Source organism: Paracoccus sediminilitoris (genome assembly GCF_003259195.1).
GTDB lineage: Bacteria > Pseudomonadota > Alphaproteobacteria > Rhodobacterales > Rhodobacteraceae > Paracoccus > Paracoccus sediminilitoris.
This window is the reverse complement of sequence record NZ_QJPK01000001.1, coordinates 1-24,054: the sequence shown is the minus strand read 5'-3', so window position 1 is coordinate 24,054 and position 24,054 is coordinate 1. Positions and strand designations below refer to the sequence as shown.

At 64.1% G+C, this 24,054-nt stretch carries 24 protein-coding genes; 11 read left to right on the top strand and 13 right to left on the bottom strand.

What is annotated here, in order from left to right; genetic code table 11:
* Positions 1-6 precede the first annotated feature (6 nt).
* The 3 genes from DKT70_RS00120 to DKT70_RS00110 all read right to left on the bottom strand — a co-directional run bounded on the left by DKT70_RS00120 (position 7) and on the right by DKT70_RS00110 (position 3,266).
* Positions 7-1,212 carry an MFS transporter gene (locus tag DKT70_RS00120; RefSeq protein ID WP_111557271.1) on the bottom strand — a complete coding sequence of 402 codons (1,206 nt, stop codon included), beginning with the start codon at positions 1,210-1,212 and terminating at the stop codon, positions 7-9.
* Between the two features lie 288 nt (positions 1,213-1,500).
* Entirely contained in the window at positions 1,501-2,682 is a 1,182-nt protein-coding gene (locus DKT70_RS00115) for an ABC transporter substrate-binding protein (RefSeq protein WP_111557270.1), read from the bottom strand.
* Complete coding sequence (locus DKT70_RS00110; RefSeq protein WP_072297820.1) at positions 2,679-3,266, bottom strand: ANTAR domain-containing response regulator; 588 nt, start codon at positions 3,264-3,266, stop codon at positions 2,679-2,681. Before DKT70_RS00110 ends, DKT70_RS00115 begins: the two co-directional genes overlap by 4 nt.
* Positions 3,267-3,583: 317 nt before the next feature.
* Here DKT70_RS00110 and DKT70_RS17720 point away from each other — a divergent pair, with 317 nt between their 5' ends.
* The 4 genes from DKT70_RS17720 to DKT70_RS00090 all read left to right on the top strand — a co-directional run bounded on the left by DKT70_RS17720 (position 3,584) and on the right by DKT70_RS00090 (position 5,533).
* Positions 3,584-3,832: a hypothetical protein gene (locus DKT70_RS17720; protein ID WP_146612575.1), complete on the top strand. Its 249-nt coding sequence runs from the start codon at positions 3,584-3,586 to the stop codon at positions 3,830-3,832.
* Between the two features lie 104 nt (positions 3,833-3,936).
* Positions 3,937-4,158 (top strand): hypothetical protein, encoded by a 222-nt coding sequence (locus DKT70_RS00100; protein ID WP_158529899.1) that lies wholly within the window; start codon positions 3,937-3,939, stop codon positions 4,156-4,158.
* A gap of 108 nt (positions 4,159-4,266) precedes the next feature.
* Complete coding sequence (locus DKT70_RS00095; protein WP_111557267.1) at positions 4,267-4,653, top strand: hypothetical protein; 387 nt, start codon at positions 4,267-4,269, stop codon at positions 4,651-4,653.
* A gap of 376 nt (positions 4,654-5,029) precedes the next feature.
* On the top strand, positions 5,030-5,533 hold the full coding sequence (locus DKT70_RS00090; protein ID WP_111557266.1) for a hypothetical protein: 504 nt from the start codon (positions 5,030-5,032) through the stop codon (positions 5,531-5,533).
* A 364-nt stretch (positions 5,534-5,897) separates the two neighbouring features.
* Here the strand turns inward: DKT70_RS00090 and DKT70_RS17715 are convergent, their stop codons facing one another.
* Positions 5,898-6,122: a hypothetical protein gene (locus DKT70_RS17715; protein ID WP_146612573.1), complete on the bottom strand. Its 225-nt coding sequence runs from the start codon at positions 6,120-6,122 to the stop codon at positions 5,898-5,900.
* Positions 6,123-6,211: 89 nt separating this feature from the next.
* On the bottom strand, positions 6,212-6,799 hold the full coding sequence (locus tag DKT70_RS00085; RefSeq protein WP_111557265.1) for a type II secretion system protein N: 588 nt from the start codon (positions 6,797-6,799) through the stop codon (positions 6,212-6,214).
* A 712-nt stretch (positions 6,800-7,511) separates the two neighbouring features.
* Here DKT70_RS00085 and DKT70_RS00080 point away from each other — a divergent pair.
* Together DKT70_RS00080 and DKT70_RS00075 are read left to right on the top strand one after the other, a co-directional pair.
* Positions 7,512-9,827 (top strand): multicopper oxidase family protein, encoded by a 2,316-nt coding sequence (locus DKT70_RS00080; RefSeq protein WP_111557264.1) that lies wholly within the window; start codon positions 7,512-7,514, stop codon positions 9,825-9,827.
* Between the two features lie 132 nt (positions 9,828-9,959).
* Positions 9,960-10,991 (top strand): SCO family protein, encoded by a 1,032-nt coding sequence (locus tag DKT70_RS00075; RefSeq protein WP_158529897.1) that lies wholly within the window; start codon positions 9,960-9,962, stop codon positions 10,989-10,991.
* Between the two features lie 53 nt (positions 10,992-11,044).
* Here the strand turns inward: DKT70_RS00075 and DKT70_RS00070 are convergent, their stop codons facing one another.
* The 8 genes from DKT70_RS00070 to gspL form a co-directional block, all read right to left on the bottom strand.
* The gene (locus DKT70_RS00070) at positions 11,045-11,497 is read right to left on the bottom strand and encodes a prepilin peptidase (protein ID WP_111557262.1); all 453 of its coding nucleotides are present in this window, start codon (positions 11,495-11,497) and stop codon (positions 11,045-11,047) included.
* 296 nt (positions 11,498-11,793) lie between these two features.
* Entirely contained in the window at positions 11,794-12,645 is an 852-nt protein-coding gene (locus DKT70_RS00065; RefSeq protein ID WP_158529895.1) for a type II secretion system minor pseudopilin, read from the bottom strand.
* Positions 12,645-13,220, bottom strand: a complete 576-nt coding sequence (locus DKT70_RS00060) for a type II secretion system protein GspJ (protein WP_111557846.1) — start codon at positions 13,218-13,220, stop codon at positions 12,645-12,647. Before DKT70_RS00060 ends, DKT70_RS00065 begins: the two co-directional genes overlap by 1 nt.
* Positions 13,220-14,290: a penicillin-binding protein activator gene (locus DKT70_RS00055; protein WP_111557260.1), complete on the bottom strand. Its 1,071-nt coding sequence runs from the start codon at positions 14,288-14,290 to the stop codon at positions 13,220-13,222. Before DKT70_RS00055 ends, DKT70_RS00060 begins: the two co-directional genes overlap by 1 nt.
* Before the next feature lie 209 nt (positions 14,291-14,499).
* The gene (locus tag DKT70_RS00050) at positions 14,500-15,735 is read right to left on the bottom strand and encodes a type II secretion system F family protein (protein WP_111557259.1); all 1,236 of its coding nucleotides are present in this window, start codon (positions 15,733-15,735) and stop codon (positions 14,500-14,502) included.
* Positions 15,736-15,739: 4 nt separating this feature from the next.
* The gene (gspE, locus tag DKT70_RS00045) at positions 15,740-17,200 is read right to left on the bottom strand and encodes a type II secretion system ATPase GspE (protein ID WP_111557258.1); all 1,461 of its coding nucleotides are present in this window, start codon (positions 17,198-17,200) and stop codon (positions 15,740-15,742) included.
* Positions 17,197-17,649: a type II secretion system protein GspM gene (gspM, locus tag DKT70_RS00040; RefSeq protein WP_111557257.1), complete on the bottom strand. Its 453-nt coding sequence runs from the start codon at positions 17,647-17,649 to the stop codon at positions 17,197-17,199. The genes gspE and gspM overlap by 4 nt, the downstream gene beginning before the upstream one ends.
* Positions 17,646-18,716 carry a type II secretion system protein GspL gene (gspL, locus tag DKT70_RS00035; RefSeq protein ID WP_111557256.1) on the bottom strand — a complete coding sequence of 357 codons (1,071 nt, stop codon included), beginning with the start codon at positions 18,714-18,716 and terminating at the stop codon, positions 17,646-17,648. The genes gspM and gspL overlap by 4 nt, the downstream gene beginning before the upstream one ends.
* A gap of 122 nt (positions 18,717-18,838) precedes the next feature.
* On the opposite strand from gspL, the gene gspG reads away from it, so the two are divergent.
* The 5 genes from gspG to gspD all read left to right on the top strand — a co-directional run bounded on the left by gspG (position 18,839) and on the right by gspD (position 23,154).
* On the top strand, positions 18,839-19,318 hold the full coding sequence (gene gspG / locus DKT70_RS00030) for a type II secretion system major pseudopilin GspG (RefSeq protein ID WP_111557255.1): 480 nt from the start codon (positions 18,839-18,841) through the stop codon (positions 19,316-19,318).
* Positions 19,315-19,809, top strand: coding sequence for a prepilin-type N-terminal cleavage/methylation domain-containing protein (locus DKT70_RS00025; RefSeq protein WP_111557254.1), 495 nt, complete (start codon positions 19,315-19,317; stop codon positions 19,807-19,809). The genes gspG and DKT70_RS00025 overlap by 4 nt, the downstream gene beginning before the upstream one ends.
* On the top strand, positions 19,806-20,168 hold the full coding sequence (gspI, locus tag DKT70_RS00020; RefSeq protein ID WP_111557253.1) for a type II secretion system minor pseudopilin GspI: 363 nt from the start codon (positions 19,806-19,808) through the stop codon (positions 20,166-20,168). Before DKT70_RS00025 ends, gspI begins: the two co-directional genes overlap by 4 nt.
* Positions 20,169-20,338: 170 nt before the next feature.
* On the top strand, positions 20,339-20,986 hold the full coding sequence (locus DKT70_RS00015; protein WP_158529893.1) for a type II secretion system protein N: 648 nt from the start codon (positions 20,339-20,341) through the stop codon (positions 20,984-20,986).
* 5 nt (positions 20,987-20,991) lie between these two features.
* On the top strand, positions 20,992-23,154 hold the full coding sequence (gene gspD, locus DKT70_RS00010) for a type II secretion system secretin GspD (RefSeq protein ID WP_233490347.1): 2,163 nt from the start codon (positions 20,992-20,994) through the stop codon (positions 23,152-23,154).
* Positions 23,155-24,054: the final 900 nt, after the last annotated feature.

Genomic DNA, 24,054 nt, shown 5'->3' with positions numbered 1-24,054 from the left:
TCCTTCTCAGGCGGCTTGCAGCGTGGCGGGGCGGGTCTTCCGGCGGATCGAGGCATGCATCCAGACGGCGCATGCGGCGACCAGGACAAAGAGGACCATGAAGCAGCTGGTCCATTGTCCGGTGGCGTCTTTCAGCGCACCGAAGACAAGCGGCAGGACAAAGCCGCCCAAGCCGCCGATCATGCCGACCAACCCGCCGACCGCACCGACGTTTTGCGGGTAATAGGTGGGGATGTGCTTGTAGACGGCGGCCTTCCCCAAGCTCATCACGAAGCCAAGGACGAAGATCACCACCAGAAAGACGGGCAAGGGGACGCTGGCCGACAGCATGGCGGTCGCGGCCAGCGACACGGCGAAGGTCGCATAAAGCACCTTGCGCGCGCCGATCCGGTCCGACAGCACGCCACCATAGGCCCGGAACACCGAAGCGGGGATCGAATAGGCCGCGCCGACCATGCCGGCGGTCTTCACGTCCAGGCCATAGACGCCGATCAGATAGTGGGGCAGCCACAGGGCCAGGGCGACGAAGGCGCCGAAGCTGAAGAAGTAATAGGCCGAAAAGCGCCAGACCTGGCGATTTCTCAGCGGCGCGAACTCGGCCCGCAGGCTGCGCTGCGGCGCGGCGCCGCTGCGACGGGCGACGGTGACCGGATCATCCTGGCTGAAGACCCAGAAAAGGATCGCCGTGATGGCCAGTGCCAGCGCCCAGATTTGCGCCGTCGTCTGCCAGCCCAACGCGACCATGACGAAGGGCGCCGTGAATTTGGTGACGGCGGCCCCGACATTGCCGACCCCGAAGATGCCAAGCGCCGTTCCCTGCCGCGCATCCGCGTAAAAGCGCGACACATAGGCGACGCCGACCGCGAAAGACCCGCCCGCGACACCGACGCCAAGCGCCGCGACCAGCATCTGCGGATAGGTTGTGGCCCAGCTGAGTGCGAGGGTGGCCAAAGCGGCGGTCAGCATCGTCAGCGTATAGACCAAGCGACCACCCAAGCGGTCGGTGGCGATGCCCAGGGCGATCCGCGTCAGCGATCCCGACAGGATCGGCAGGCCGACCAGGAACCCGAACTGCGTGTCGGTCAGGTTCAACTGCTGGGCGATCTGGATGCCGATGATGGAAAAGATCGTCCATACGGCGAAACAGACGGTGAAGGCGAAGGTGGAGAGGCCAAGCGCGCGGCCCGAGGCCTGCTGCGGGATGGGGGACATGGGATACTCCGATGACTGGCGTTGATCGGACGGCACGGAGGGGGCACCCGCGAGTGCGGGCGGCTGTCCATGCAGTCAAGCTGTCTGAGGTCCGCGTCCTCGCGGAAATCGTGCCGCATCGTTGCGAGCAGGCATCTGGCGCGCCATTGCGCCCGGCCCATGTCATGACGATCGCCAGTCAGGGCGCTGCGCGCAAGCGTCGTGCAGGGACAACAGGCGACAGAGTCCGGAAAACCGGGCCTGCGCCCGTCAAATCAGCGAATGGTGTCGCGACTGCCCGATTGGCGATCAGTTTGTCGACGGATCGGGGGCGGACGGGTCGAAGACGAAGCCGTCGAAGAAGCCGTCGGCGCGCAGAATCATCTGGCCCCGCTCGGCGGGAACGATGCGGTCGCGCGTGATGCCCCCCTCGACCCGCAGCGAGGCGCCGGGCAGGGCCGCACCGGCAGGGCGCAGGTGCTGACGGTACAGATCGGTCCGGAACCGTGCCATGGCGGCCTGCTTCGCCGGACCGGGATCAAGCCCGTGCCGGCGCGCGATGCCGTCGGCAAAAAGGGCGGCCAGGCTTTTCCACGGAAAACTGGCAGCCCCGGCGTTGAAGGCCAGAAACTCCGGAACGTCGCGCGTCTGCCCGCCCGGAGAAATCAGCAGCCGTCCCGTCAAACCCCGTTCGGCCAGTTCCGAAGGCAGGTCCAGATAACAGGGCCTGGAGATGATTTCGGCCGCCGTGCCGCGATGGTCGGGGTCGTCCAGCCACCGCCCGGCACGCCACAGGGCCCGCATCAGCGCGCCGGTCTGTTCGGGGCGGCTTTCGGCGTCGTCATGGCGCAGGACCAGTCCCTTTTCGGGCGGCGCCGCCCAGATTGCCGTGCCGGGCAGCAGCAGGGCCGCGATGCCGCGTTCCACCGCGAACGAGGCCCAAGGCTCGCCCACGCAGAAGGCGTCGATGTCGTTTGCGGCCAAGGCATCGGCCATCATCGGCGGCGGGACGGTCTTGATCTGCAGATCCGTCGGGGTGAACCCGCAGGCGGACAGCCAGCGGTGGATCAGCTCCACTTGGGTCGAGAACATGAAGGGCACGCCGACCCGCAATGGCCCCCGGACCGCGCGGCGCAATGCCAGCCCGGCCCGGCGGGCATCGGCAAAGTCGAAACCATGCCCATCGGCGCGCATCCGACGCTCCAGCTCTCGGCTGACGGCGACGGCCTGGCCGCCATGGGACAGGAACATCACCAGGTCCAGTGCCAGCAGGTCGGGACCCAGGCCCAAGGCCTGACCGACGGGCATCGGCACCAGCATATGCGCGGCGTCGATCAGCCCGGCACCCAGCATATCGCGGCTTTGCGCCCAGGCACCCAGGCGGATCAGGTGCAGTTGCAACCCTTCCTCGGCGGCAAAGCCCAACTCGTGCGCGACGATCAACGGCGCCGCATCGATCAGCGGGATGTATCCAAGGCGCAGCGCGATCATCGTCCCAGCAATCCTGCCGCGGTGATGAGATGCTGCGCGATCTCGCCGATGCGCTTGCCCTGGTCCATCGCGGTCTTTCGCAGAAGGGCATAGGCTTCGTCTTCGCCGATACCGCGTGCTTTCATCAGCACCGCCTTGGCCTGATCGACGATCTTGCGTTCTTCCAAGGCCGCCCGTGTCGCCGCCAGTTCGGCCCGCAGCTGCTGCAGCATGTGAAACCGGACGATGGCGGCGTCGATGACCGGTTTCAGGCGGTCGGCGCGCAACCCGTCCACGACATAGGCCGAAATTCCCGCCTCGATCGCCAGCCGGGTCAGCCCCTCGTCCGAGCGGTCGACAAACATGGCGACAGGGCGTTCCGCCGGTCCCGACGCCAGCGCAAGCTCCTCTAGGATGTCGCGGGAGGGATTGGCGATGTCGATCAGGACGACATCGGGCCTGATCTCCGCCACCCGCCGCGCAAGCGCGGTCTGTTCGGCGATGATGCGGATATCGTGATCGCCAGCCTCTCTCAGCCCGTCCGCGATGGACTGCGCCCGGACATGGTCCTGTTCGACAACAAGGATCAGAAGCTTTTTCGACATGGGTCCCCCACGGGACCGTTCCCATGGGCCAGCGGTTCCGGCAAGGCAAAACCATGCGGCAAGGGAACCCTGTCACCGATCTGCCGGATTTATCGGCACAAGCGTCGTCAATTCGGGGCGGGGCGGCAGGGTCTGCCACCTTGTAATCTGGCTAGCCGTGTCGATGAGCGCCGCTGACGATGACCCGGCAGGATGGCGGGGGCCACCGCCGGATGATCATGCGGATCAGCGCGATTCCGGATGCCCCGGCCGCAGAGAGGGTTTGCAAGCCCGTCGCATTCGCGGGATCGGCAGGGGCAGGGCATCATGGGCCCGTCATGCCGATCAGCCGCAAATTTACCACCTGCGCCACCCGGATATTGCCGCTGCCGGGCATCCTGCTTCTGGGCGGCTGCGCGGGGCGACAATCGGCGCTGGCACCCGGAGGCAAGGATCCAGCGCAGGTTTACCTGCACTTTCTGGTGATGCTGGGGGACGCTGTGGCCCTGTGGCTGGGCCTGAACGGGCTGTTCCTGTATTTTACCCAAGTTGATCGCGGGCATTTCGCCCGGCGTCATGCCAATTGAATCATCATCGGCGCGGGGGTGCATTTGCCGATCGTGGTGGTGGGGCCTTGCTGGCCTGGGGGCTGACCCAGGCTGCGTGCAGCCTGAACCAAAGCGCCAGGAACTTGGCCACCCGCGCGGCGCTGACCGCCGCCCCCGTGGCGGCCTTAGACGGAGGCGGGCTGATCGCTCTCTCGGTGCTGGATCTGTCGCCGTCCAGCCGTGTCTATCCCGCGATCATCTGCGCGCTGGTAATCTGGACGGCGGCGCATGTGCTGGTCGGCGTGCTGATGCAGTCATATTGCCTATCCGGCACGATCTTTTGGCAAGATCGACCGCGATCATGATGCCGATCTGTGGAACGTCTCTCTCTATTGGCACTTTCATGTCCTGACGGTGCTGGTCACGGCCACCGTCATCGGTCTTGCGCCGAGGCTGCTATGAAAGAGGATCGGATGACTGGCATCAGCCCGTGGCAGGACCAAGATGGATTCCGCAGCGCCACGGGCAGCCTGTTCCGCATCGCGCTGGCCCCCACGGTCTGGGCCTTCCATTTCCTGTTCTGCTATTCGGGCGCGGCTGTCTGGTGTGCTAAGGTCGGTACGCAGGACGGCGTCACCTTTCTGCGGCTGTCGATCCTGGGGCTGACGCTGTTGGCGCTGCTGGTGATCGGCTGGCAGGGCTGGCATTCCTATTGCCAATGCGCGCCGCATGACCACGACGACCATGTCGAAAGGCCTGCCCGCCTCCTGGGCCACGCGGCCTTCCTTTTGTCGATCATCTCGTTCGTGGGCGTCGTCTATGTCGCGGTGCCGGCCCTGTTCATCGAGAGCTGCCGATGATGGTCCGGTCCCTTTGCGCATATGGCGGGGTCCTGTTGCTTGCGGCGATCTGGTTGCTGCCGCTGAAGGATGTGGCACCGCGTTTTCCGCTGCACATGGTGCTGGTCGCGTTGGCGGCGCCGCTGTCAGTCATGGGCTTTTCCGCGCTTGGCCGGTGGTTTGCCATCTCGCCGCTGATTGCGGCAGCGCTGGAATTCCTTCTGGTCTGGGCCTGGCATCTGCCTGCGGCGCAGGGGCTTGCCTATCGGCTGCCGATGGGTTTCGCGCTGAAGCAAGCCAGCTTTCTTCCGGCGGGGATATTTTCGTTTGGGCAGGATGCCTTCGCGGCGCGGCGACGGGGGATGCCGGGCAGGCGCTGGCCGGGGCAGCCGTTGTGTTGCTGGGTCTCTGCAACACCTCGGCACAGAACGGACATTGGGCGATCACGAACTGGGTTCTGCACACCACCTTTGAAAACGCGGTCGAACTGCGCGCCCCTTCGGCGACCGCCGTGCCGCAGGATCTGGACGACCCTGCGCTGATCGAACTGGGCGCCCGCCAATATGACAGCGCCTTCCGCATGTGCCATGCCCGCCCCGCGGCAGAGGCCGATGCGACCATCGCGTCGATAGTTCCCCGGTCGCCCCATATCGCAGAGGCCGAGGCCGACTGGCGATCCGGGCAGATGAACTGGATCGTCCAAGAAGGCGGCAAGATGTCCGGGATCCCCGCATGGCCGGCACCCTCTCGCCCCGACGTGGCCTGGGTGGTGGTCGCCTTCCCCACCGCCATCGACCGCGGCATGACCGCACCCGATTATCTGGCGATGACCGACCCGGCCCCCGAAGGTGCTTGCGCGAGGTGCCACGGTGCCCAAGGCACAAGCCGTGCCCCCGGCTAGACATTCTTGAGCCCGATTACATCCAGATGAACCTAGACGCCTATCGGTCCGGGCAGCGGGCAGCGGGTCAGTGGTATCATGGCCCATGCCATCGCCCAGATCGAACCGTCCCAGGATGAATGGCTGGCGGCGATCGCGAAGCGGCCGGCATGCTGGCGCAGAACGGAACGCAGGATGTACCCGCCTGCCTGTCCTGCCGCGGCGCCGACAAATTTTACGAAACCCGCTGATTCCCAGTCTTGACGGGCAGGGCAGGGAGTATCTAAGGCAACATCTGGTCCTTTGGCGGGCGGGAAAACGCGGAAGCGGAGAGCGTGCCGCGCTGATGCATTTGGCGATCGAATGGCATCACCCAGATCGCAACCTATTTTGCAGAAAGATCGCCCAAGTCGCGCCAAGGCTCCGGCCCCACCAATTTTGCGACATTCGCCGGGTCTCGGTGGAGCGTGAGCTGCGTCGGGGTTTGAAAATCGACCTGCTTGCCTGAAAATACCGGGCTTGTCTTCCTTTGTCCGTTCAGGACATTCGCAAGGGAGAGGGGTGTGTAACGATGATGGTTGTCGAAATCAGCCCTGCGTTCCGCGATCATCATCCGTGCAGGGACCCGATTTTGAAACGCGGCCTGGGTCAGTCATTCAGCATGCTGCGGGCCATGCGCTTGATCAGGCTGAAGCCAGCTCACCGATCGGAGGATGATGCGCCCGAGGTGGCATCAACTTGCGTGTTCGCTTGATCGAAAATCAGATTGCGCAGGGCATCCAGATCGCCATTTGCACCGACAGCTTGCGATGCGCCGTCAGAGCGCGGCAAGACCAGAGGGTCGTCTTCGGTCAGCGACAGGATCTCGGTTTCGCCGTCCGAGCGTAGCATGATGTGGTCATCAAAAATCTCGACCAGCCGTCGATCCTCTGCAATTTCATCGCCGACAAAGAACCTGCGCGGTGGCTGCGTTCCGACGGCAATGAAGGCACTGGATCGCGATGGTGAACGGGTCAATACGATGCCAAGCAGCTTCAGGCGAATATCCGCGGGCGTCGCGGCAACCGTCGGAAGGGCTTCATCGGCCTGTCCGAACGGCATCCAGCCGACAAGACTGTCGATGGCAATTCGCGGGTCTGCCGTCGCATCGTCTGTCTGAACGGCGCGCGGCTCTTGGTTCATGTCGGACAAGGAACCAGCCACGGTGTTGGCATGCATGCCAAGCGACAGAACGACCCCGGCAGCCGCCGCCCAGACGATCCAATCAAACTGACCCTTCAGTTCCATGTCGCGTCATCCCTGCAAGATACGGGTCGTGTCACATCCTGCGCCGTTGTCAGGCTGTCTGGGAAAAATAACCGGCTTTTCCTTGGTCCTGATCCTCACAGCTGTGAAAGCCATCACCGATCCGACCATTGATACGCCTGACCATGGCGGCGGGCTACAACTGAATTGGCGGACCTTTGGGGATGAGGGACGACCAATCGATGGGCCTGAGGCCAGCGGAACACGCAAATTCGACCCGCCATCCTGGGTCGACCGATTCGCAAAAAGATGCGCAGTGGGCGTTCGACGAGCGGCTCGCACCCTGTTTCCGCGAACCTGCCGCGGCCGTTGTCTGTCCCTGACGCAATTTTTCTGGCATTGGCTGGGGCAGGTCGTAAATTTTAACAAGGTTACCCTGAAATCACGCCTCAAAAGCAGGCTGGTTTGTCCGGATTATTGAACATTAAAACAACTCAAAGATGTATTCGACTTCGAAGATTGGTGCCGAGAAAATCGGCAATTTACATTATTATCAAATCTATACGAAGACTTACGGCTATTTTACATTATTGGATACAGCCTCTGCGCCAGTTAACCAGAAATTTTCAGATTGACCGATGTTGTTAAACCGGGAAATTTCTGGCGCCATAACTAATAAAATGTTAATATTCTATGAGTTAGCGGATGCTGCGCAAGTGGCTCTGCATGGCACGTCAGTATGTCAGGGGTGATTATGTTTTTTCTGCCCAAAGGTGTATCCCGCGCTAGAATCCGCGAAGCTGAAGCCGCTCGGCGGAACAGGTTGGAGATCGTCCAAGCCCTTTCGACTGGCCAAGTGACCCGAAGAGAGCTGGTCAAATGGGGTATATTCACCACCGGGGGTGCCTTGGCTTGCATCAACGGTCTAAGTCCCTATGCCCCCAGTGCGTATGCTGCAACCTTGCCCACGGGAATTCCCAGAAGTCCTCTTTTCGGGGCCAAGCCCTTTACTCAACCGTTGCGGCGTCTTAATCTTCAGACGCCTCTGCCCCTGACGCCGCGGCTTGAAAACCGGGAAACCGTTCTGGATTTCCCGTCGGGCGGTGAGTTGCCGGCCCGTCGACTGTCCTATCATACGGAGTTCACCGAAAGCCGAGGCCAATTGTTCACCAATCCGTGGAACGATCACGGGCCTCAGGATGGACGTCCACCCGGTGAATATTTCGCGCATCAGCGGTGGAATGAATTCCTTCCCAAAATCGCCTATATAATGTCTTTGGCACCCATCGAGAGCAATATCTCGTTCCATGACAATTTCCCCGAACAGGAAGATAACAAGATTTGGTCATTCGGAGAAGGGCGGACGGGGAAATCCACAATGCCACCGCCGTTGATTAAGATGCGCTATGGCGAACCCGCTATCATGAGAAACTATAATATGCTTCCGGAAAACCCGTATGAAAACGGCGGATTTGGATCGAACAGTCAGGCGACCCACAATCACAATGGGCATAATGCCTCGGGAAGTGACGGGGCGTCGAATGCGCATCATTATCCCGGACAGTTCTACGATTATCATTGGACCACCTGTCTGGCCCGGGCGGACATGATCAACACCTCGGCGGCGCATAACAGCGCGTCAGGTCCTGACGGCAATGGTGGGCTTGTGAATGTGGCCGGCGATTACCGGGAACTGCAGGGATCGATGTGGTTTCATGACCACCGCTTCTTCTATACCGCCGAAAACGTGTACAAGGGTCACATCGGCGCCCTGAACTACTATAGCGGGCCGGATCGCGGCAACGAAACCATCCAGGACGGTGTCAACCTGAGACTGCCAAGCGGTTCGGAGCTGGATTGGGGCAATATCGATTTCGACGTCAACCTGATCGTATCAGATGCCGCGCTGGATCAGGATGGTCAGTACCAGTTCGATATTTTCAATACGACCGGTTTCATCGCCGATCAGGTTCTGGTCAATTTCACCTACAAGCCGTTCTTCGAAGTTCTGCCCCGCAAGTACCGCTTCAGGATTCTGGCCGGCAGCATGTCTCGGTTCTGGAAGTTCGCCTTGGTCAACGGCGCGGGAAGTCTGGTCCCGATGACCGTGATTGCAACGGATGGAAACTTCTTTCCCGAACCGGTCACCGTCACGTCGCTTGACTGGCAGAGCGTCGGAGAGCGGTTCGACGTGATCGTCGATTTCTCGATGTTCCCGATCACCAGCAGGTTGCGTCTGATCAACATGCTGGAGCATGAAGACGGCAACCGCGCCAAGGGACAGGTCAGTCTTCGTGATACGCTTCGTGGGAATTCGAGCGACCCGGCTGTCGGCGACGTCATGCAGTTCCGCGTCGTGGGCGAGGTGGAAAGCGTGGACGCACCCGGCAAGGTACACAGGGCATCCGACATCGACCGCAGCGTCGTTCCCGGGAAACTGACGGATGTCATTCCGATCGAACAGCCGGTGCGCGAGCGGGTCATAGAATTCAAGGGCGCCGATGGCCTGGCCGATGAACTGACCGGCGAATGTTTCCCCGATTGCGGCGAGAAGGAAAGCTTCGGCTATACCCTGAAGATCAACGGTGAATCGAACCATTTCCTGAATGCCAACCGGATTTCCATGCTGATCCCACGCCCAGGAGAGGTCGAGCATTGGACCATCATCAATGGCGGCGGCGGGTGGGACCATCCGATGCATCTTCACTTCGAAGAAGGTCGAACCATCAGCCGGGGCAGTAGAGCGCTGACAGCCCTGGAACGGAATTCGCGCAAGGATGTCTGGCGGCTTGGCGTGAACGGCAAGCTGAAGATACAGGTGAGGTTCGGAGAGTTCGGCGGGGCCTATGTCACGCATTGCCACAATACCGTCCATGAGGATTGGGCCATGCTGATGCGCTATGACATCCTGACGGATCAAAAGAACGACAAGGTTTCCGAGACCCATCGGTCGGTTATCCCGACACCCAGCCCGTCGCCCAACGGGGTCACCTATGTCACGCCGGAAATCCTGCCCGAGGGCAACCCGTTCGCCAGATCGTTCAGGCCATTCCCCAAAGGCCGGATCTAGTTCCGGCATCGCACTTCCGGACTGGCCGGCGCGGCGGGGTCCCTGTCGCGCGCAAGCGGTCGAACGGGTATCCGGCGCTGAAAACCACCATGAATGATCCCTCTGCCACCCGCAGTCTGGAAGGAGCAAGTCATGCCCGATGCACGTCGTTCCTGGTGGGACCAAGGAAAGCGGATTCGTTCCTGTCTTCTGGGGCTGGTTGCCGCTTCGGCATTGTCCGTCGTGACGACCGGGGCCGCGAATGCGCAGTGGGACGGGTCCTATTTTCCGAATGTCGAACTGGTGAACCAGGATGGCAAGTCGGTTCGCTTCTGGGACGATTTGCTGCGCGACAAGATCGTGGTGGTGAACTTCGTCTATATCGATTGTCCGGATATCTGCGGGCTGGCGACGGCGCGGATGGCCCAGGTGGTTGATTGGCTGAGCGAGAGGATCGGCAAGGACATCTTCTTCTATTCGATCTCGCTTGACCCCGAAACGGACACGCCGCCACGGCTGAAGGAGTTTGCCGATGCCTTTGAGGCTCCGGAAGGTTGGATGTTCCTGACGGGCAGCAGGGACAATGTGGACGTCGTTCGCTTCAAGATGGGAGAGCGCAGCGAAAGCCTGGCGCAGCATCGCACCGACATGGTCATCGGCAATGCCGCGACCGGTGAATGGCGCCGGGCGTCCCTGATGGGCAGCCTTGTCGTCCTGACCGAAGAGATCCTGTCCCTGGATCCGGAATGGTCGCGTCCACGCGCGGAATTCGCCACCACGCAGGAAGCGCTGATCATCGACAACACCCGCGGAGAGGGCCTGTTCTTCAGCGGCTGCGCGGCATGTCACACCATTGGCGAAGGCATCCGTGTCGGGCCGGATCTCTCGGGGGTGACATTGCGCAGGGATCCGGCATGGCTGAAGGAATACCTGATGGCCCCGGACCGGATGCTTGCCCGCAATGACGAGGTGGCGGTCGCGCTCGACACGGCCTTTCCGGTTGTCCGCATGCCGAACCTTCAGCTGAATGACACGGATGTGGACGACCTGATCCATTATCTTTCGGCCCAGACGGACCTGCTGGGTCAGCCACAAGAGGTGTCGGGCGACGATCACGCAGGCCCTTCGCATCACGACCATGACGGACATGCGGATGGCCATGGGCACGCCACGCATTCTCACTGATGATCTTGTCGCAACTGGCGGCCCTTGGGCGTCAGGTAACCCGTCTCAGACCGTCACCCGCCAATGACCCACAAAAGGAAAAAGCTGGCGACCAGCCATGGGCCAAAGGCCAGCGTCCCATCGGTCTTTCGCGACAGAAGGGTCTGAACCGCCACCTGCGTCAGGCCGCCAAGCGCCGCAATCAGCACCAGCACGGGCAGCATTTGCCATCCCAGCCATGCGCCCGCCGCCGCAAGCAGCTTTGCATCCCCCAGGCCCAATCCCTCTTGGCCTCGCAGCCTGAAAAAGACACCGCCGATTGTTGCGAAAATCAGATAGCCCGATGCAGCCCCGATGGCCCGGTTCCCCAGCACCTGGAGCGGCGCGCCCGAATGAACGTCCCATGCCGCCAGCGCCAGCCCCCCCATGATCAGCGGCAGGCTCAGGATATCGGGGATGCGCCTGACGCGGATATCGGTGACGGCGATGGCAAGCAGCGTCGCCGCGAGGCAAAACGAGATGAGCATAAGCGACGCTATCCCGGCCCGTGAATTGGCAAAAGCCTTGGGTAACACGCGCTGGTTATTTTTGCTGTCTCAGTCAAAGCGTGGCAGCGCCTTTCCGGTGGCGTCCAAGCGCGTCTTGGCTGCAAAAGCGGCCATGGCCCAGGTTTCTTTGACGGCGCCGTGCCGGGCAGCCGTGGGGGACGCCTGTCTTCAGATGGCAAGGGATGCCGGACATGGGTATTGTCACGCCACGTCCGGTCCATGATCGCGACGATGCACCGCGCTTGGTTCGCAGCCATATGTGACCCGTGGCCAGTTCAAAAGCCCCCCCTGAACGGTGTCTCGCGGGCGACTACGGCGACGCCGGGTCGTTCACCGGGTTCCGCCGTGCGCTGGATCAGCGCGATCGATTGCTGAACGGTTCGGCCCACCTGCACGGTCACCGTCACCCGGAACCATGACGAGGTAAAGCCCGTCCCCGGCAGCAGGACCTGCTGTGCATCCGTCACATCCTCGGCCGTCAGCAATCCGTTGCGGTCGCGTATCGCGACAAGCGATGCGGCCTGGTCCGGGTCTTCAGCCAGCGCGCCGATGACCCCCGGCGATGCGGTATTGAGGTTTACGTCGGTCGAACGGGGCAGGACGGTCAGAAACTCCGACAGCTGGTCCACTTCCTGCGCGGTAAGCCCGACCTGAAAGATCAGGTCCTCAAGCCGGTCCAGGGGCTGCTGTTGTGCCAGCCGGGCGATGATCCGTGCCGCCACGTCGGGCGGCAGGGTCAGCGCCTGGCCCACCCGGTCCAGCACCTGCGCCCCAAACGCGCCGCGTATCGCGTTGCTGTTCAGGTTGATGCGCGATTGTGCATCCTGAATGGTCAACGCAAAGTTGCCCTGTGCAATGGCGATGGGTTCCTGGGCGATCTGCGCCCAGGGTTCGGACAAGTTGTCGGTCTGTGGGTCCTGGGCCATGTCGCGGGTCAGGGCCGCGATCAGGCTGGCCTCGCCCGCCGCGATCAGGGCCTGTGCCTGTCCTGCCTCGCTGAACCGCTGGCTGCGGGCGATCGACAGGTCCGACAGGCTGATCATCGCATAGAGCACCGACGATGCCAGGGCCAGCATGACCAGCACGTTGATCAGCACCACGCCATCCTGCGGGCCGCGGGCCGCCATCAGCGCGGCTCGGAGGGCAATGTGGCGACGCGGCGCAATTGCCGGTCTTCGGTCAGGGTGATCATGGCTGCCACCGCCACCGGATTGAGCGGGCGCTGCGACGGATCCCGGGCCGCGTCCGCAGGGGGCCATTCTTCGATCCAGCCCACGCCCGGATCATAGAATTGCCACGCGATCGCCGCGACATCGTCGAACAAAGGCTGGCGCGCCACCGGATCGCCGCTGGCCGAGGCGACATCGCGCCACACCATGCCGTCCTGCAGTTGATAGGTCAGCGTGATCCAGCCCGCGTCGGTTTCGGGGGCGCTGCGTGTCACGGACAGAAATACCCCTTCCTCGCCCGTCCCCCAGGACAGGGTGCCGGACCGCGCCTGCCCGAAATCGGTGGACAACAGGTACATGCCGCGTTGGATCTGGCCCAGACGGTCCAGCCGTCCCTCGGTCCGGGTCTGGGTGCGCAGGATCTGATCCAGGATGCCGAATCCCGCCCCGCTGATCAGCGCGAACAGCACCAGCGCCACCAGCACTTCGACCAGCGTGACCCCCGCCGTGGAAGATCGCTGGACAGGGGGCATCAGGTGCCGGTCACCTCGCCTAGGGCCTCGATGCCGCCTTGGGCTATGCCCAGCACGGTCAGATCGCGCTGGCAGCGACCATCTTCGGCAAAGCGGAAGTTGCCGAGGACTCCGGTGAATCCCGCCCGACGCAGCAGGCCCTTGCGGTTCAATTCGCCCGCATTGCCCATGCCCACGGAGATCAGGGCCGCATCATAGCCCAAGGCCGCGATGACGCCCGGCGCCTCGCCAAAGGCCGCCTGGAACTGGTCCGCGAAGGGCTGGAACAGGTTAGGCGGCGCTGCGGCAAACCAGGCCCCTACAAGGTTCGGGTCAGTCGCTGAATCGGACACGCCCCATTGAACCGAACCCAGCACCTGCATGCCGCTGCCATGCAGTTGTCGACCGAATGCCGTCAGGGTCGCGCCGCCATCGGGCAGGAACACCGCCTGCGGCAGGACGCCGCCGCTGGCGCCTTGGATCGCCGCGACAAGTCCGGGCTGTTCGGGGTCGCGCAGCAGCGTCGCCGTCAACGTAATGCCGCCGCCCCGCGCTATGCCCATCGCGGATGCGGCAGAAGCCACGCCAAGAGGCGTATCGCGCGCGACCAGTGCAATTCGTGTGATCCCCTGCGCGCGGGCATAGCTGAACATCGTCGAAACCGACTGTGCGGGTGTGATGCCCATGACGAATGCGCCTTGCTCGCTGAGCCTATCGTCGTTGGAAAACGTCACAACCGGCACATTGCCCGCGACCGCCAGGACGGCAGGCGTCTGATCGCCCCGCAGCGGTCCCATCAGCATCCGCGCGCCCCCGGCCAGCGCCCTGCGCGCGGCCTCGGCGGCGCCAACGGGCGTATCGGCCGTGTCAAAGACCGCGGGTGCGCCCGAGGGATCCAGTCCCTGTGTCACCAGCGACGCGGCCCGACCCATATTCTGGCCGACGGCGGACAGCGATCCCGACAGGGGCAGCAGCAGCGCCGCATCCCGCCCCCCCACGCCGGGTCCGATGGATGTCATCGCCCCGCCGCCGCAGGCCGCCAGCGGCATGGCCAGCGGAAGCGCCCAGGATGCCAGAAGCGATCGACACATGGACCTGCGGGAAATCGCGGCTGGGGACGGTTGCTCTGTCGTCATCGGTGTTTCTCCTTGGAATCATCGCGCTGCACGTCGGTCCTGTCTGATCCATGAAAGCGCGGCTGACCTACCATCCGTCAACCCTGCCTTTCGGCAGGATGGGGGTATCAGGACGGGTGATCCGGGGGTGGCCGATCTGCTGCAGGGCATGCGGCAGCTGGGCGTCAGACGCCGGCAAGGCTGTTCATCGACACGATTGGCAGCAGGATCGCCAGCACCATGATCATCACGAAGCCGCCCATGACCAGCAGTATCGCCGGTTCGACCAGCGCCACCAGCGCCCGTATCCAGGCATCCAGATCGCGCTGCTGATCGGTCGCGGCCCGTTCCAGGGCGTCGCCTAGGTGACCGCCCGCCTCGCCGCTGGTGACCATCGCGATCAGCATGGGGGGAAAGATGCCGGCCTCCGCCATGGCACGTTTCAGGCTGGTGCCCTGCCGAACCTTTTCGGTGGCTTCCTCGACCCGGCTGCGCACGAAGCGGTTGGGCGTGACGTCAGAGGCGGCGGCCAATGCCTCGATCAGCGGCACGCGGCTTTGAACCAGCGTGGCCAGCGTGCCGGCGAACTGCGATGCGTTCATCCGCTGCACGACGCGGGCGGTGGGGCGGTGGGTGGCCAGAACCCGGTGCCAGCGCAGGCGGTTCCGCCCCATCGCCAGCCAGCGTCGGAACCCGAAGGCCGCCGCCCCCGTCACCCCCGCCGCAATCAGCCCATAGGCGCGCACCCAGTCCGACACCGCGATCAGCGCCCGCGTCAGAAAGGGCAGGTCCGCCCCCCGCGCGCTGAAGACGCGCATGATGTCGGGGACCACAAAGGCCATCAGCAGCGTGATGATGGCCAGACTGACAAGGGCCAGCAGGGCAGGATACAAAAGCGCCAGTTGAACCGTCTGGCGGTTGCGGGCGTGGTTTTCGACGAAATTCGCCAGATGGGCCATGACCTGATCCAGCCGACCCGACTGTTCACCGGCTCCGACCGAGGCGCGGTAGAAGTCCGAAAAGACCTGCGGATAGCCCGCCAACGCCTCTCCGAATGACTGCCCCTCCAGGACCGCGCCGCGCACCGTCAGCAGGACGCCCGCGACCTTGGGCGGTTGGCCCGCAGCAATGGCCGACAGCGCATCCTCGACCCGAAGGCCCGCGCCCAGCAGGGTGGACATTTGCCGGGTAATCAGTGTCAGCGCCGACAGGGGGATGCGTGTGCCCCGGTTGCGTCGGTGTGCGAAGCTGCGTCCGCCCCGGTCCGATCCGGCTTTGACGGGCACCACCCCCTCGACCTCCAGCGGCAGCAGGCCCAACCTGCGCAGCCCCTGACGCGCCGCGGCTGCGGTCGTGGCCTCGAACATGCCGGTTTGCGGTCTGCCTGCGGTGTCGATGGCCTTGTATCGGAACGCGGCCATGGCCTCAGACCTTCTGCACGACGCGGGCGACATCCTCGACAGTGGTGATCCCGGCGCGGATCTGACGCAACCCGTCGGCCACCAAGGCAGGTCCGTCGCGGCGCGCGGCCTCGGTCAGGTCGGATTCGGACGCACCTTGATGGATCAGCGCTTCCAGATCCTGGTTGATCGCGATCACCTCATAAATGCCGGCCCGCCCGCGATAGCCCAGATCATGGCAGGCGGCACAGCCTGCCGCGCGGAACACCGTCTCGCCCGGGATCAGCCCGTCGACCAGCGCGGCATCGTCATGGGTTGCGGGCCCGGGGCGGCGGCATTCGGGGCACAGGCGCCGGACCAGCCTTTGGGCCACGACGCCGATCAGGATCGGCGCCAGCAGGAAGCGTTCGACGCCCATGTCGATCAGCCGCGACACGGCGCCGATTGCGGTGTTGGTATGCAGGGTCGACAGGACCAGATGTCCGGTCATGGCGGATTCGACCGCGATCTGGGCGGTTTCGCGGTCGCGGATCTCGCCCACCATGATCACGTCGGGGTCCTGGCGCAGGATGGCCCGCAGCCCGCGGGCGAATGTCAGGCTGGTGCGGTCGCTGACCTGCATCTGGCCGATCCCATCCACGGAATATTCGATCGGGTCCTCGACCGTCATGATGTTTCGGGTGCGGTCGTTCAGGTGATCCAGCGCCGCGTAGAGCGAGGTGGTCTTGCCCGACCCGGTCGGTCCCGTGACCAGCAACATGCCGTCGGGACGCGCCAGAAGGCGGGCAAAGATGGCCGCGTCGCGCGGGCTCATGCCTAACCGATCCAGCCCCAGGCGGGTCTGGTCGCGATCCAAGAGGCGCATTACCACCCGTTCGCCATATTGCGACGGAATGGTCGAGACGCGGACATCGACCTCGTGGCCGCCCACGCGCAGCGAGACGCGCCCATCCTGCGGCAGGCGTTTTTCGGCGATGTCCAGCCGGGCCATCACCTTGATGCGGCTGACCAGCAGGGGTGCCAGCGCGCGTTTGGGTTCGACCATGTGGCGCAGGATGCCGTCGATGCGGAACCGCACGACAAGGCGTTTCTCCTGCTTTTCGATGTGAATGTCGGATGCGTTTTCGCGGATTGCCTCCAGCAGAAGGGCATTGATCAGGCGCACGACGGGTGCGTCGCCAGATTGGTCCAGCAGGTCGTCCACGACCGCCGCCGTATCGGCCAGCGACGCCAGATCGTCGTCGTCGCCCGCCGCATCCGATGCGTCCGACGCGTTGTCGCGATAGGCCTGCGCCAGCCGTGCATCGAAATCAGCCTGCGTGACGGGGGCAAGACGAAGGGCGGGGCCGGACAGACGACGCACCTCGGCCACGGCGGTAAGGGGGGCTGCGGGGCGGATGACGCAGACCGGGCCATCGGCGCCCTGTTCCAGCAGAACCCCGTGCTGGCGGGCAAAAGCATAGGGCAGGCGCATGTCCACCGTCATTGTTCCAGCACCATGATCGCATTGACGGTGCCTGGGGCGGGGCGGCGGGACAGGTCCAGTTCGGTGGCGCGCAGGCCGCTGTCGCGGTCCATCGCCTCCAGCCACAGGACCAGCGTCTGGAAGGCCGCGTCGTCCAGTGTGACGCGGATGCGTTCGCCCGCGGGCTCCAGACGGCGGATCGTCAGGTCGAAACTCGCTGCGGCCTCGGTCACGATGGCGTTAAGCGCGCGGGCATCCACCGGCGCTGCAGGCGCGTCGCTCGATTGCAACGCAGCCAGCGCGCGGTCGTAAAACGCGATCTGCTGACGGGCATCCTGACGGCGCGACTGGACCGGCTGCCAGATCAGCGTGATGGCGACCCAGACCAGGACCATCGCCGCGCCCATGCCCAGCAACCAGCGTTCGCGCGGCGTCCGTTCCATCAGCCAGTCAGCGATCGACCCGGTCATGGCGCACCCCGCGAAACTGTCATCTGAACCTCGGCCGCGCCCTCGCGGGTGGTGGCTGCCCCCGCCTGGACGGACAGGCCCGCAGTCTGCAGGTCGACCTCGATCTGTTGCAGGGTGGCAAGGTCAGGGGCCTCCAGCGTCATCGTGATGGTGTCCTGCGCGTAGCTCAGATCGGACAATGTGACCTGTCCCGCATGATCGGCCATCGCGGCAAAGACCTCGGGTGCCAGATCCAGAAACCCCGTCTTTGGTGCGGCCCCCAAGGCGCTCAGGGCCTGCGACAGGCTGGCCGCCAGATCTGCGCCTACCGGCTGCCCCGCGGCGGTCAGAGCGGCACGCAGATCATCCTCGCGCGCGCTTTGGATGCGGGTCAGGGCGAGCACGTCCGCGGCGGCGATCAGCAGATGGCCCAGCAGAAATACGGCAAGGACGCCGAGGGCCAGACGCAGCCTGCGCGGAACATGGACGCCCCCCGCCTGCCCGGTCGCGGTCATCAGGTCAAACCGCGCCAGGTCGGGATCGAGGGCGTCGGGCAGGGGCATCGTTTCGGCGATCGCCATTCCGTCGGGCAACGCACCGCCAAAGGAACGCAATGGCGGCGACCCCGAATTCGCCCATAACATGGCCGCGTTGGCCGGATCGGTCGCAAGGCCTGTCCCGTCGGCAAGACGCACCAGCACGCGCCCGTTCTGGCTTTGGACCGCCCAGCCGGTATCGGGGATGGGCAGGCGCACGACATCGGGCAGCAGCCTGTGTCCTTGCGGCACGGTCGCTTGGGTCAGCACCTGGCGGGCGACCACCGCGACCAGCCAACGTCCGTTGGCCATCTGCGGGCCCAGGACGACATGAACCTGATCCAAGGGTTGGGCCAGATCATCCTCGACCGCAAAACCGATCGCCGTCCGGCGCTGCGCGGCGGACATGGCGGGCAGGGCAACCGACAGCAGAAGCACGTCTTCGGAGGGCAGAAACGTCACGCCGTTTGGCGCGGCACCGGGCCGGGTGGCGATCAGGGGGCTGGCCACGTCATGGTCGGGCAGGGCTGCTGCAGAGAACGTCGCATTCATCTGTTGCCAGTTCGCTTGCTATGATGCGCGATTGCCTTATGCTTGATGATAAGATGCCAAACGACGCACGGTTTCAAGGGATATGAGGCCGCGCCCACCAGATCCGCATAGCAGGCCGAACCATGCCTCTGACGCCTTGGTGCTCCCGCAAGATCCGCCTCGCCGACAGCGGCGTGACTTTGATCGAGATGATGGTCGTGCTGGTCATCATCAGCGTCGTGGCCGCCTTGGTCGTGCCCCAGGTCATCGGTCGTCCGGACGAAGCGCGGGTCACCGTGGCCGGAGCTGACATGCGGACCATTTCCTCCAGCCTCGAGATGTACCGATTGGACAACCGGAGCTATCCCACCACGGCACAGGGGCTGTCGGCACTGGCGTCGCCACCCGTTCAGGCACCGTCGCCGGCGAACTGGGCCACGGGCGGTTACCTGCCTGTCGTTCCCGTCGATCCGTGGGGCAACCCCTATGAATATCGATCACCCGCGGAAACGGGCCCTTACGAGATCCTGTCCCTGGGGGCCGACGGCGTGCCAGGGGGCGAGGGCGTGGATGCCGATATCCGTCACGGTCCGGGCGTCGCAACCGCGGGTGCGGGCCAATGACGACAGCCCACCATCCCGGCAGGCCCCTGCGTGATCGTCAGGCGGGCGTGACCCTGATCGAGGTGATGGTGGTGCTGGTCGTGGTGGGCATTGCCGCCGGTGCCACGGTCATGGGTCTGAACGGTGCCGACCGCACCGCCCGTGCGCAGTCCGAGGCGGTACGCCTGTCGCGTCAGCTGTCGCTGGCCGTGGACGAGGCGCTGGTTTCGGGACTGGCCCTGCGGATGGTCTGGGACGCGGGCGGATATTCCTTTCAGCAATGGCAGGCGACCGGTGACGAATGGGGACCGCCCCCGGTTCCGGCATTGGCCGCCCGCCACGACATCCGCCCGCCGTTGCGGATGGGCCTTGCCGATGGTGACGCTGCGGTCCTGATCACCGCAAGCGGAAGCGGCCCGTTCCGGCAGATCCTGCTCGCCGGAACGGGCGTGCCCTGGGCCGTGGGCTTTGACGGGTTCACGGCGCTGGCCACAGCAGGGGCGCCATCATGACGCGCGCGCCCGATGCCGGTTTCACCCTGATCGAGACGCTTGTCGCGCTGGCGATCCTGGCGATGTCCGCCATGGCCCTGCTGAGCGCCACCGATGCGCATATCCGCACCATCGCGGCGCTGGAGACGCGCGCCGCCGCACAATGGGTGGCCGAAAATCATCTGGCCGAACTGTTGGTGGGGGCGAAGCCCGATGCCGACGCCGCGCCGATGCTGGGCATTGCGCTGTCCGTCACGGACACACGCAGCCCGACCAGCGACCCCGGTCTTGAACAGGTCGATCTGGTGACATCCGATCGGGCAGACGGAATCGTTTACGCCAGATTGACCGGCTTTGTGGTGCGGAGGCCGGAACCATGACGGGCAAGACCCGCATCGATGGTGACATGCCCGCCTGGGCGACAAGGGCAGGGGTCTGGATGCTGGCGGCGGCAACGGCGATCAGCCTTGGCGGTTCCGCGACCTTGGCCGTCGGTCGCCTGAGCGGCCAGAATGGCCAACCGATATCAGCCGTGCCCGAGGCAGACACTGTGCCGCGCGCCGATCTGGCGCCCCTGATCGGCTTTGCGCCCTTCGGCGGCGACATCCTGACAGTCCCGGCTCCGACATCCAGCAACGAAGCCAGCCTGGGCCTGACGCTGCTGGGTGTCGTCATCGGCACATTGGCATCGGCATCGCGGGCGATCATCGCGGGCGGGGATGGTTCGGTGGCCAGCTATCCGATTGGTGCGCAGATGCGGGGCAATATCGACGCGGTTGAAATCAATCCCGATCGCATCGTGCTGCGCGTCGACGGAGGGCCGCAGACCTTGTTGTTTCCCGTCAGAGCGACCGCCCCGGCAACCGCCAACCCCGCGTTCGAGGACGTGACGGAGGCTGCGCCGACCGATCCATCCAATGCGGCCAGAGAGGTGATCGGGTCTTACCTGTCCACGATGCAGGCCAATGCGACCGGCGTTCGGGATGACCGGAAAGCCGCGCCGCCATCCGATGTCGTTCCCATGATCTTGCAGGCTGGCATGCATCTGCATGACATGATCAAATCGACGAAGGGCAGTCAGGTGGGGGCCATGAAAGCTGACCGGCAATTTCACGATCAGCTTGCTGCATCGGGCCGTGTTGATGTCGATATGCGGTGCGGCGGACGGGTGATCGTCCGCGCGCTCTCTCTCGGATGACGGGGGTGACGGGTCGATTTGCCCTTGGGGTTCTGTGGTTGGGGCTGGGCCTTGCGGGCCAGGCTGTTGCCCAGGTGGCGGACACGCCCGCCCCGGCTGCAGGCGAACCGGCAATCATCGAAGAAACGGTCCTGCCTCCGCCAGAGGTGCCTGCTGCCCCCGGTCCATCGGACGCGACGCCGGTCGAAAGCCTGTCACCCCAGGCATACGTCCCCCTTCCTGCAATCGGGTCGGACGATCAGGTCCTGCCCGATACCGGCCCGACCTTTGTCATCAACCTTCGCGACGCCGACATCCGGTCATTGTCCGAACAGGTGTCTGAAATTACCAGCCGCACCCTGGTGCTGGACCCCAATGTCACCGGGGTGGTGACAGTGATCTCGACCACTCCGCTGACGGCGGCGGGGGTGTGGGACCTGTTTCAGTCGGTTTTGTCCGTGCAGGGATTCGCGGCGCTGCCTGCGGGGGATCTGTGGCGCATCGTTCCGCAGGCCGCCATCCGCGAGGGCGGGACGACACCGCAGGAAACGCCCAATCCGGGGCGGCTGGACGTGATCACCGAACTGGTGCCGCTGCGCAACTTCCCGGCCGCGACCGCCGTTGCGGCACTGCGCCCGCTTGTCGCCAGCTTCGGCTATATCGAGGCGATCGTGGATACCAACACGCTGGTCGTCACCGACACCGCCGAAAATGTCCGCCGGATTGAGAATATCGTCCGTGCGCTGGATGTCGATGACGGGCAGGAGGTCTATTCGATCCGCATCCGCAACGCCGACGCACAGGAGGTCGGCGCCGCATTGCAGGGCGCATTGGGATCGGCCGTCGAGGGGGCGGCGGGTAATGCCCTGATACCGCGTGTGACCGTCGATGCGCGGTCGAACACGATCCTTCTGAACACCGATTCCAGGACGATCGAGGTCGCCCGCGACATCGTGGCCGACCTGGACGTGCCTGGTCCGTCCGTCCCTTCGGTCCTGCCCGTCACGCGGGTCTACAGCCTGCGCTTTGCCGACGCGGAATCCATGGCCGAGGTGTTGCAAGGGTTGGTCGGTTCCGGGGGGATCGCGACCAATCCCATCGCGGAGGCGCTGCCAGATCCCGATTTCTTCTCGGGTGAGGTCGTCGATGCCACATTGGGGCAACTGGCCACGGCGCCGCCGGTGGCGTTCCTCCAAGCCGAGGATATTTCGATCCAGGCGGTGGTGGATTCCAACGCCATTGTCGTGCGCGCCCGTGCCGAGGTACAGGCCGATCTGGCTGCCCTGATCGGACAGTTGGACCAGCGTCGGCCCCAGGTCCTGATCGAGGCCGCCATCGTCGAAGTGTCGGGCGATATCGCCGAGGCCTTGGGTGTGCAGTTGGGGTTCGGCGCCGCCGCGCCGCCCGCCGGGTTCGCGGCGACATCCTTTTCGCCGGGCGGGCCGACCTTGCGCAATATCCTGACATTGCTGGGCACGCGCGTCGCAGGAAGCGTTTCGCCTCAGGGCCTCTCCATCGGTCCGTCGAACGAGGATGAGTTCGGCATCCTTCTGCAGGCGCTTGGATCGTCAACCAAGGCCAATCTTCTCTCGAACCCGTCGATCACCACGCTGGACAACCAACCCGCCGAGATCGTCGTAGGGCAAAACGTACCGTTCCGCACCGGGTCCTTCACCAGCGAAGGATCGACACAGAACACGATCGAACGCCGGGACGTGGGCATCACCATGCGGGTCATTCCGCGCGTCAATCAAGGCGATGTGGTGCAGCTGGACATCGAACAGGAGGCATCGTCGCTTGCGCAGTCGACCGTGCAGGGCGCCGCCGATCTGATCACCAACACCCGCAGTATCAAGACCACCGTGCTGGCCGACAATGGCGGCACCATCGTGCTGGGCGGCTTGATCTCGGACGACCGGCAGTCGACCCAGACCGATGTGCCGGGCCTCAGCCGCATTCCCGTGGTGGGCGGACTGTTCCGGTCGCGCCAGGAGTCCGCGCGCCGCCAGACGCTGTTCGTTTTCCTGCGCCCGACCATCTTGCGGACAAGGGGTGACGCCCAGACCATCGCCGGCAGCCGGTTTCAGCGCCTGCGCGCAATCGAGGCAGTCCCCCCGCATCAAGGAAGCCTGCTGCTGGCGCCGAAACCCGTCCAGCGTCTTCCGGTCGAGATCGACGGGCTGTATTGACGGCAATCACGGTCTGGTTCGATCCGGAAAAGACTGTGGTTCAGGCTCAGGGAGCTGTCAACGCAGGCCAAACAGCGATGCGCAGGCGCCGGCTCCTCACCTCACGTGCTCCTTGTGTTGCGGCAATGGGCGCGTAGCACGGATTAACCGACTTCGAGCTTTTGCCGAGAGCCTTTTTTGCGAGCAAACGGGGTCAACGCATCTTGCGGCAACTGTTTTCATGGAGGGATTTGGGTCTCGGTGTCTGCATGCGGGCCTCCAGACTGCGGAGCAACCATCGGCGTTCGCAGCGGGCTCGCCTTCACGCAGACATATCATGGCCGTCCACAGTTCGGACGGCGACGGGACTACGTGGAGTATGGCGCGTCACCGCGTCCATGTTCGAACAAGCACCGTAAGTGGTCATTTCGCGCGACGATCCGGATGACAACTGTCGGTCAGTTGCTATCCGAGCCACGGAGATCAACAGCATGACTAAGAGGCTTCGTCCGCACATGAGCCGCGCTGAGGCTTGCCAGAATTTGGTTCTAGGTCGTATGCACCCTTTCCCTCCAACTGTGCGACAAGATCGAAGCCGAAGCTTGTGTTATGTCCATTGGCACTTTGTACGTCACCAATAGAGCGGAGTTTTGATCCATCGTCGTCATGGCCAGTGCTGACGAGGTAATGCCGCGATCCGTGCAGATCAAGAATGTCAGGCACAACACCGATTTGGAGGAGATCCACGAAATTAAAAAGCAGGTGCTGTGCTCGAACTGCAATAGGGTGATGCGCCCTTCTTCCGGAAACTGGTGTCATCCCGTAAGCAGAGTTTGCCGACGGCTTCCTCAAACCTGACCTGCCCCCCGATCGTCCCTCGTTCATAACGAGAGTCTGCCGTTTTGAGATTGGTAGTCGGGG

Excerpts from the sequence above, each read along its gene's own strand:
- DKT70_RS00085 (WP_111557265.1), bottom strand. The coding sequence starts at position 6,799 with ATGGAACTGAAGGGTCAGTTTGATTGGATCGTCTGGGCGGCGGCTGCC.
- DKT70_RS00050 (WP_111557259.1), bottom strand. The coding sequence starts at position 15,735 with ATGGCCGCGTTCCGATACAAGGCCATCGACACCGCAGGCAGACCGCAA.
- DKT70_RS00115 (WP_111557270.1), bottom strand. The coding sequence starts at position 2,682 with ATGATCGCGCTGCGCCTTGGATACATCCCGCTGATCGATGCGGCGCCG.
- DKT70_RS00025 (WP_111557254.1), top strand. The coding sequence starts at position 19,315 with ATGACGACAGCCCACCATCCCGGCAGGCCCCTGCGTGATCGTCAGGCG.
- DKT70_RS00095 (WP_111557267.1), top strand. The coding sequence starts at position 4,267 with ATGACTGGCATCAGCCCGTGGCAGGACCAAGATGGATTCCGCAGCGCC.
- gspI (WP_111557253.1), top strand. The coding sequence starts at position 19,806 with ATGACGCGCGCGCCCGATGCCGGTTTCACCCTGATCGAGACGCTTGTC.
- DKT70_RS00065 (WP_158529895.1), bottom strand. The coding sequence starts at position 12,645 with ATGGCGGCCCGCGGCCCGCAGGATGGCGTGGTGCTGATCAACGTGCTG.
- DKT70_RS17715 (WP_146612573.1), bottom strand. The coding sequence starts at position 6,122 with ATGATCGCGGAACGCAGGGCTGATTTCGACAACCATCATCGTTACACA.
- DKT70_RS00055 (WP_111557260.1), bottom strand. The coding sequence starts at position 14,290 with ATGTGTCGATCGCTTCTGGCATCCTGGGCGCTTCCGCTGGCCATGCCG.
- DKT70_RS00070 (WP_111557262.1), bottom strand. The coding sequence starts at position 11,497 with ATGCTCATCTCGTTTTGCCTCGCGGCGACGCTGCTTGCCATCGCCGTC.
- DKT70_RS00120 (WP_111557271.1), bottom strand. The coding sequence starts at position 1,212 with ATGTCCCCCATCCCGCAGCAGGCCTCGGGCCGCGCGCTTGGCCTCTCC.
- gspM (WP_111557257.1), bottom strand. The coding sequence starts at position 17,649 with ATGACCGGGTCGATCGCTGACTGGCTGATGGAACGGACGCCGCGCGAA.
- gspE (WP_111557258.1), bottom strand. The coding sequence starts at position 17,200 with ATGACGGTGGACATGCGCCTGCCCTATGCTTTTGCCCGCCAGCACGGG.
- DKT70_RS00060 (WP_111557846.1), bottom strand. The coding sequence starts at position 13,220 with ATGCCCCCTGTCCAGCGATCTTCCACGGCGGGGGTCACGCTGGTCGAA.
- DKT70_RS00080 (WP_111557264.1), top strand. The coding sequence starts at position 7,512 with ATGTTTTTTCTGCCCAAAGGTGTATCCCGCGCTAGAATCCGCGAAGCT.
- DKT70_RS00110 (WP_072297820.1), bottom strand. The coding sequence starts at position 3,266 with ATGTCGAAAAAGCTTCTGATCCTTGTTGTCGAACAGGACCATGTCCGG.
- gspL (WP_111557256.1), bottom strand. The coding sequence starts at position 18,716 with ATGAATGCGACGTTCTCTGCAGCAGCCCTGCCCGACCATGACGTGGCC.
- DKT70_RS00075 (WP_158529897.1), top strand. The coding sequence starts at position 9,960 with ATGCCCGATGCACGTCGTTCCTGGTGGGACCAAGGAAAGCGGATTCGT.
- gspG (WP_111557255.1), top strand. The coding sequence starts at position 18,839 with ATGCCTCTGACGCCTTGGTGCTCCCGCAAGATCCGCCTCGCCGACAGC.
- DKT70_RS17720 (WP_146612575.1), top strand. The coding sequence starts at position 3,584 with ATGCCGATCAGCCGCAAATTTACCACCTGCGCCACCCGGATATTGCCG.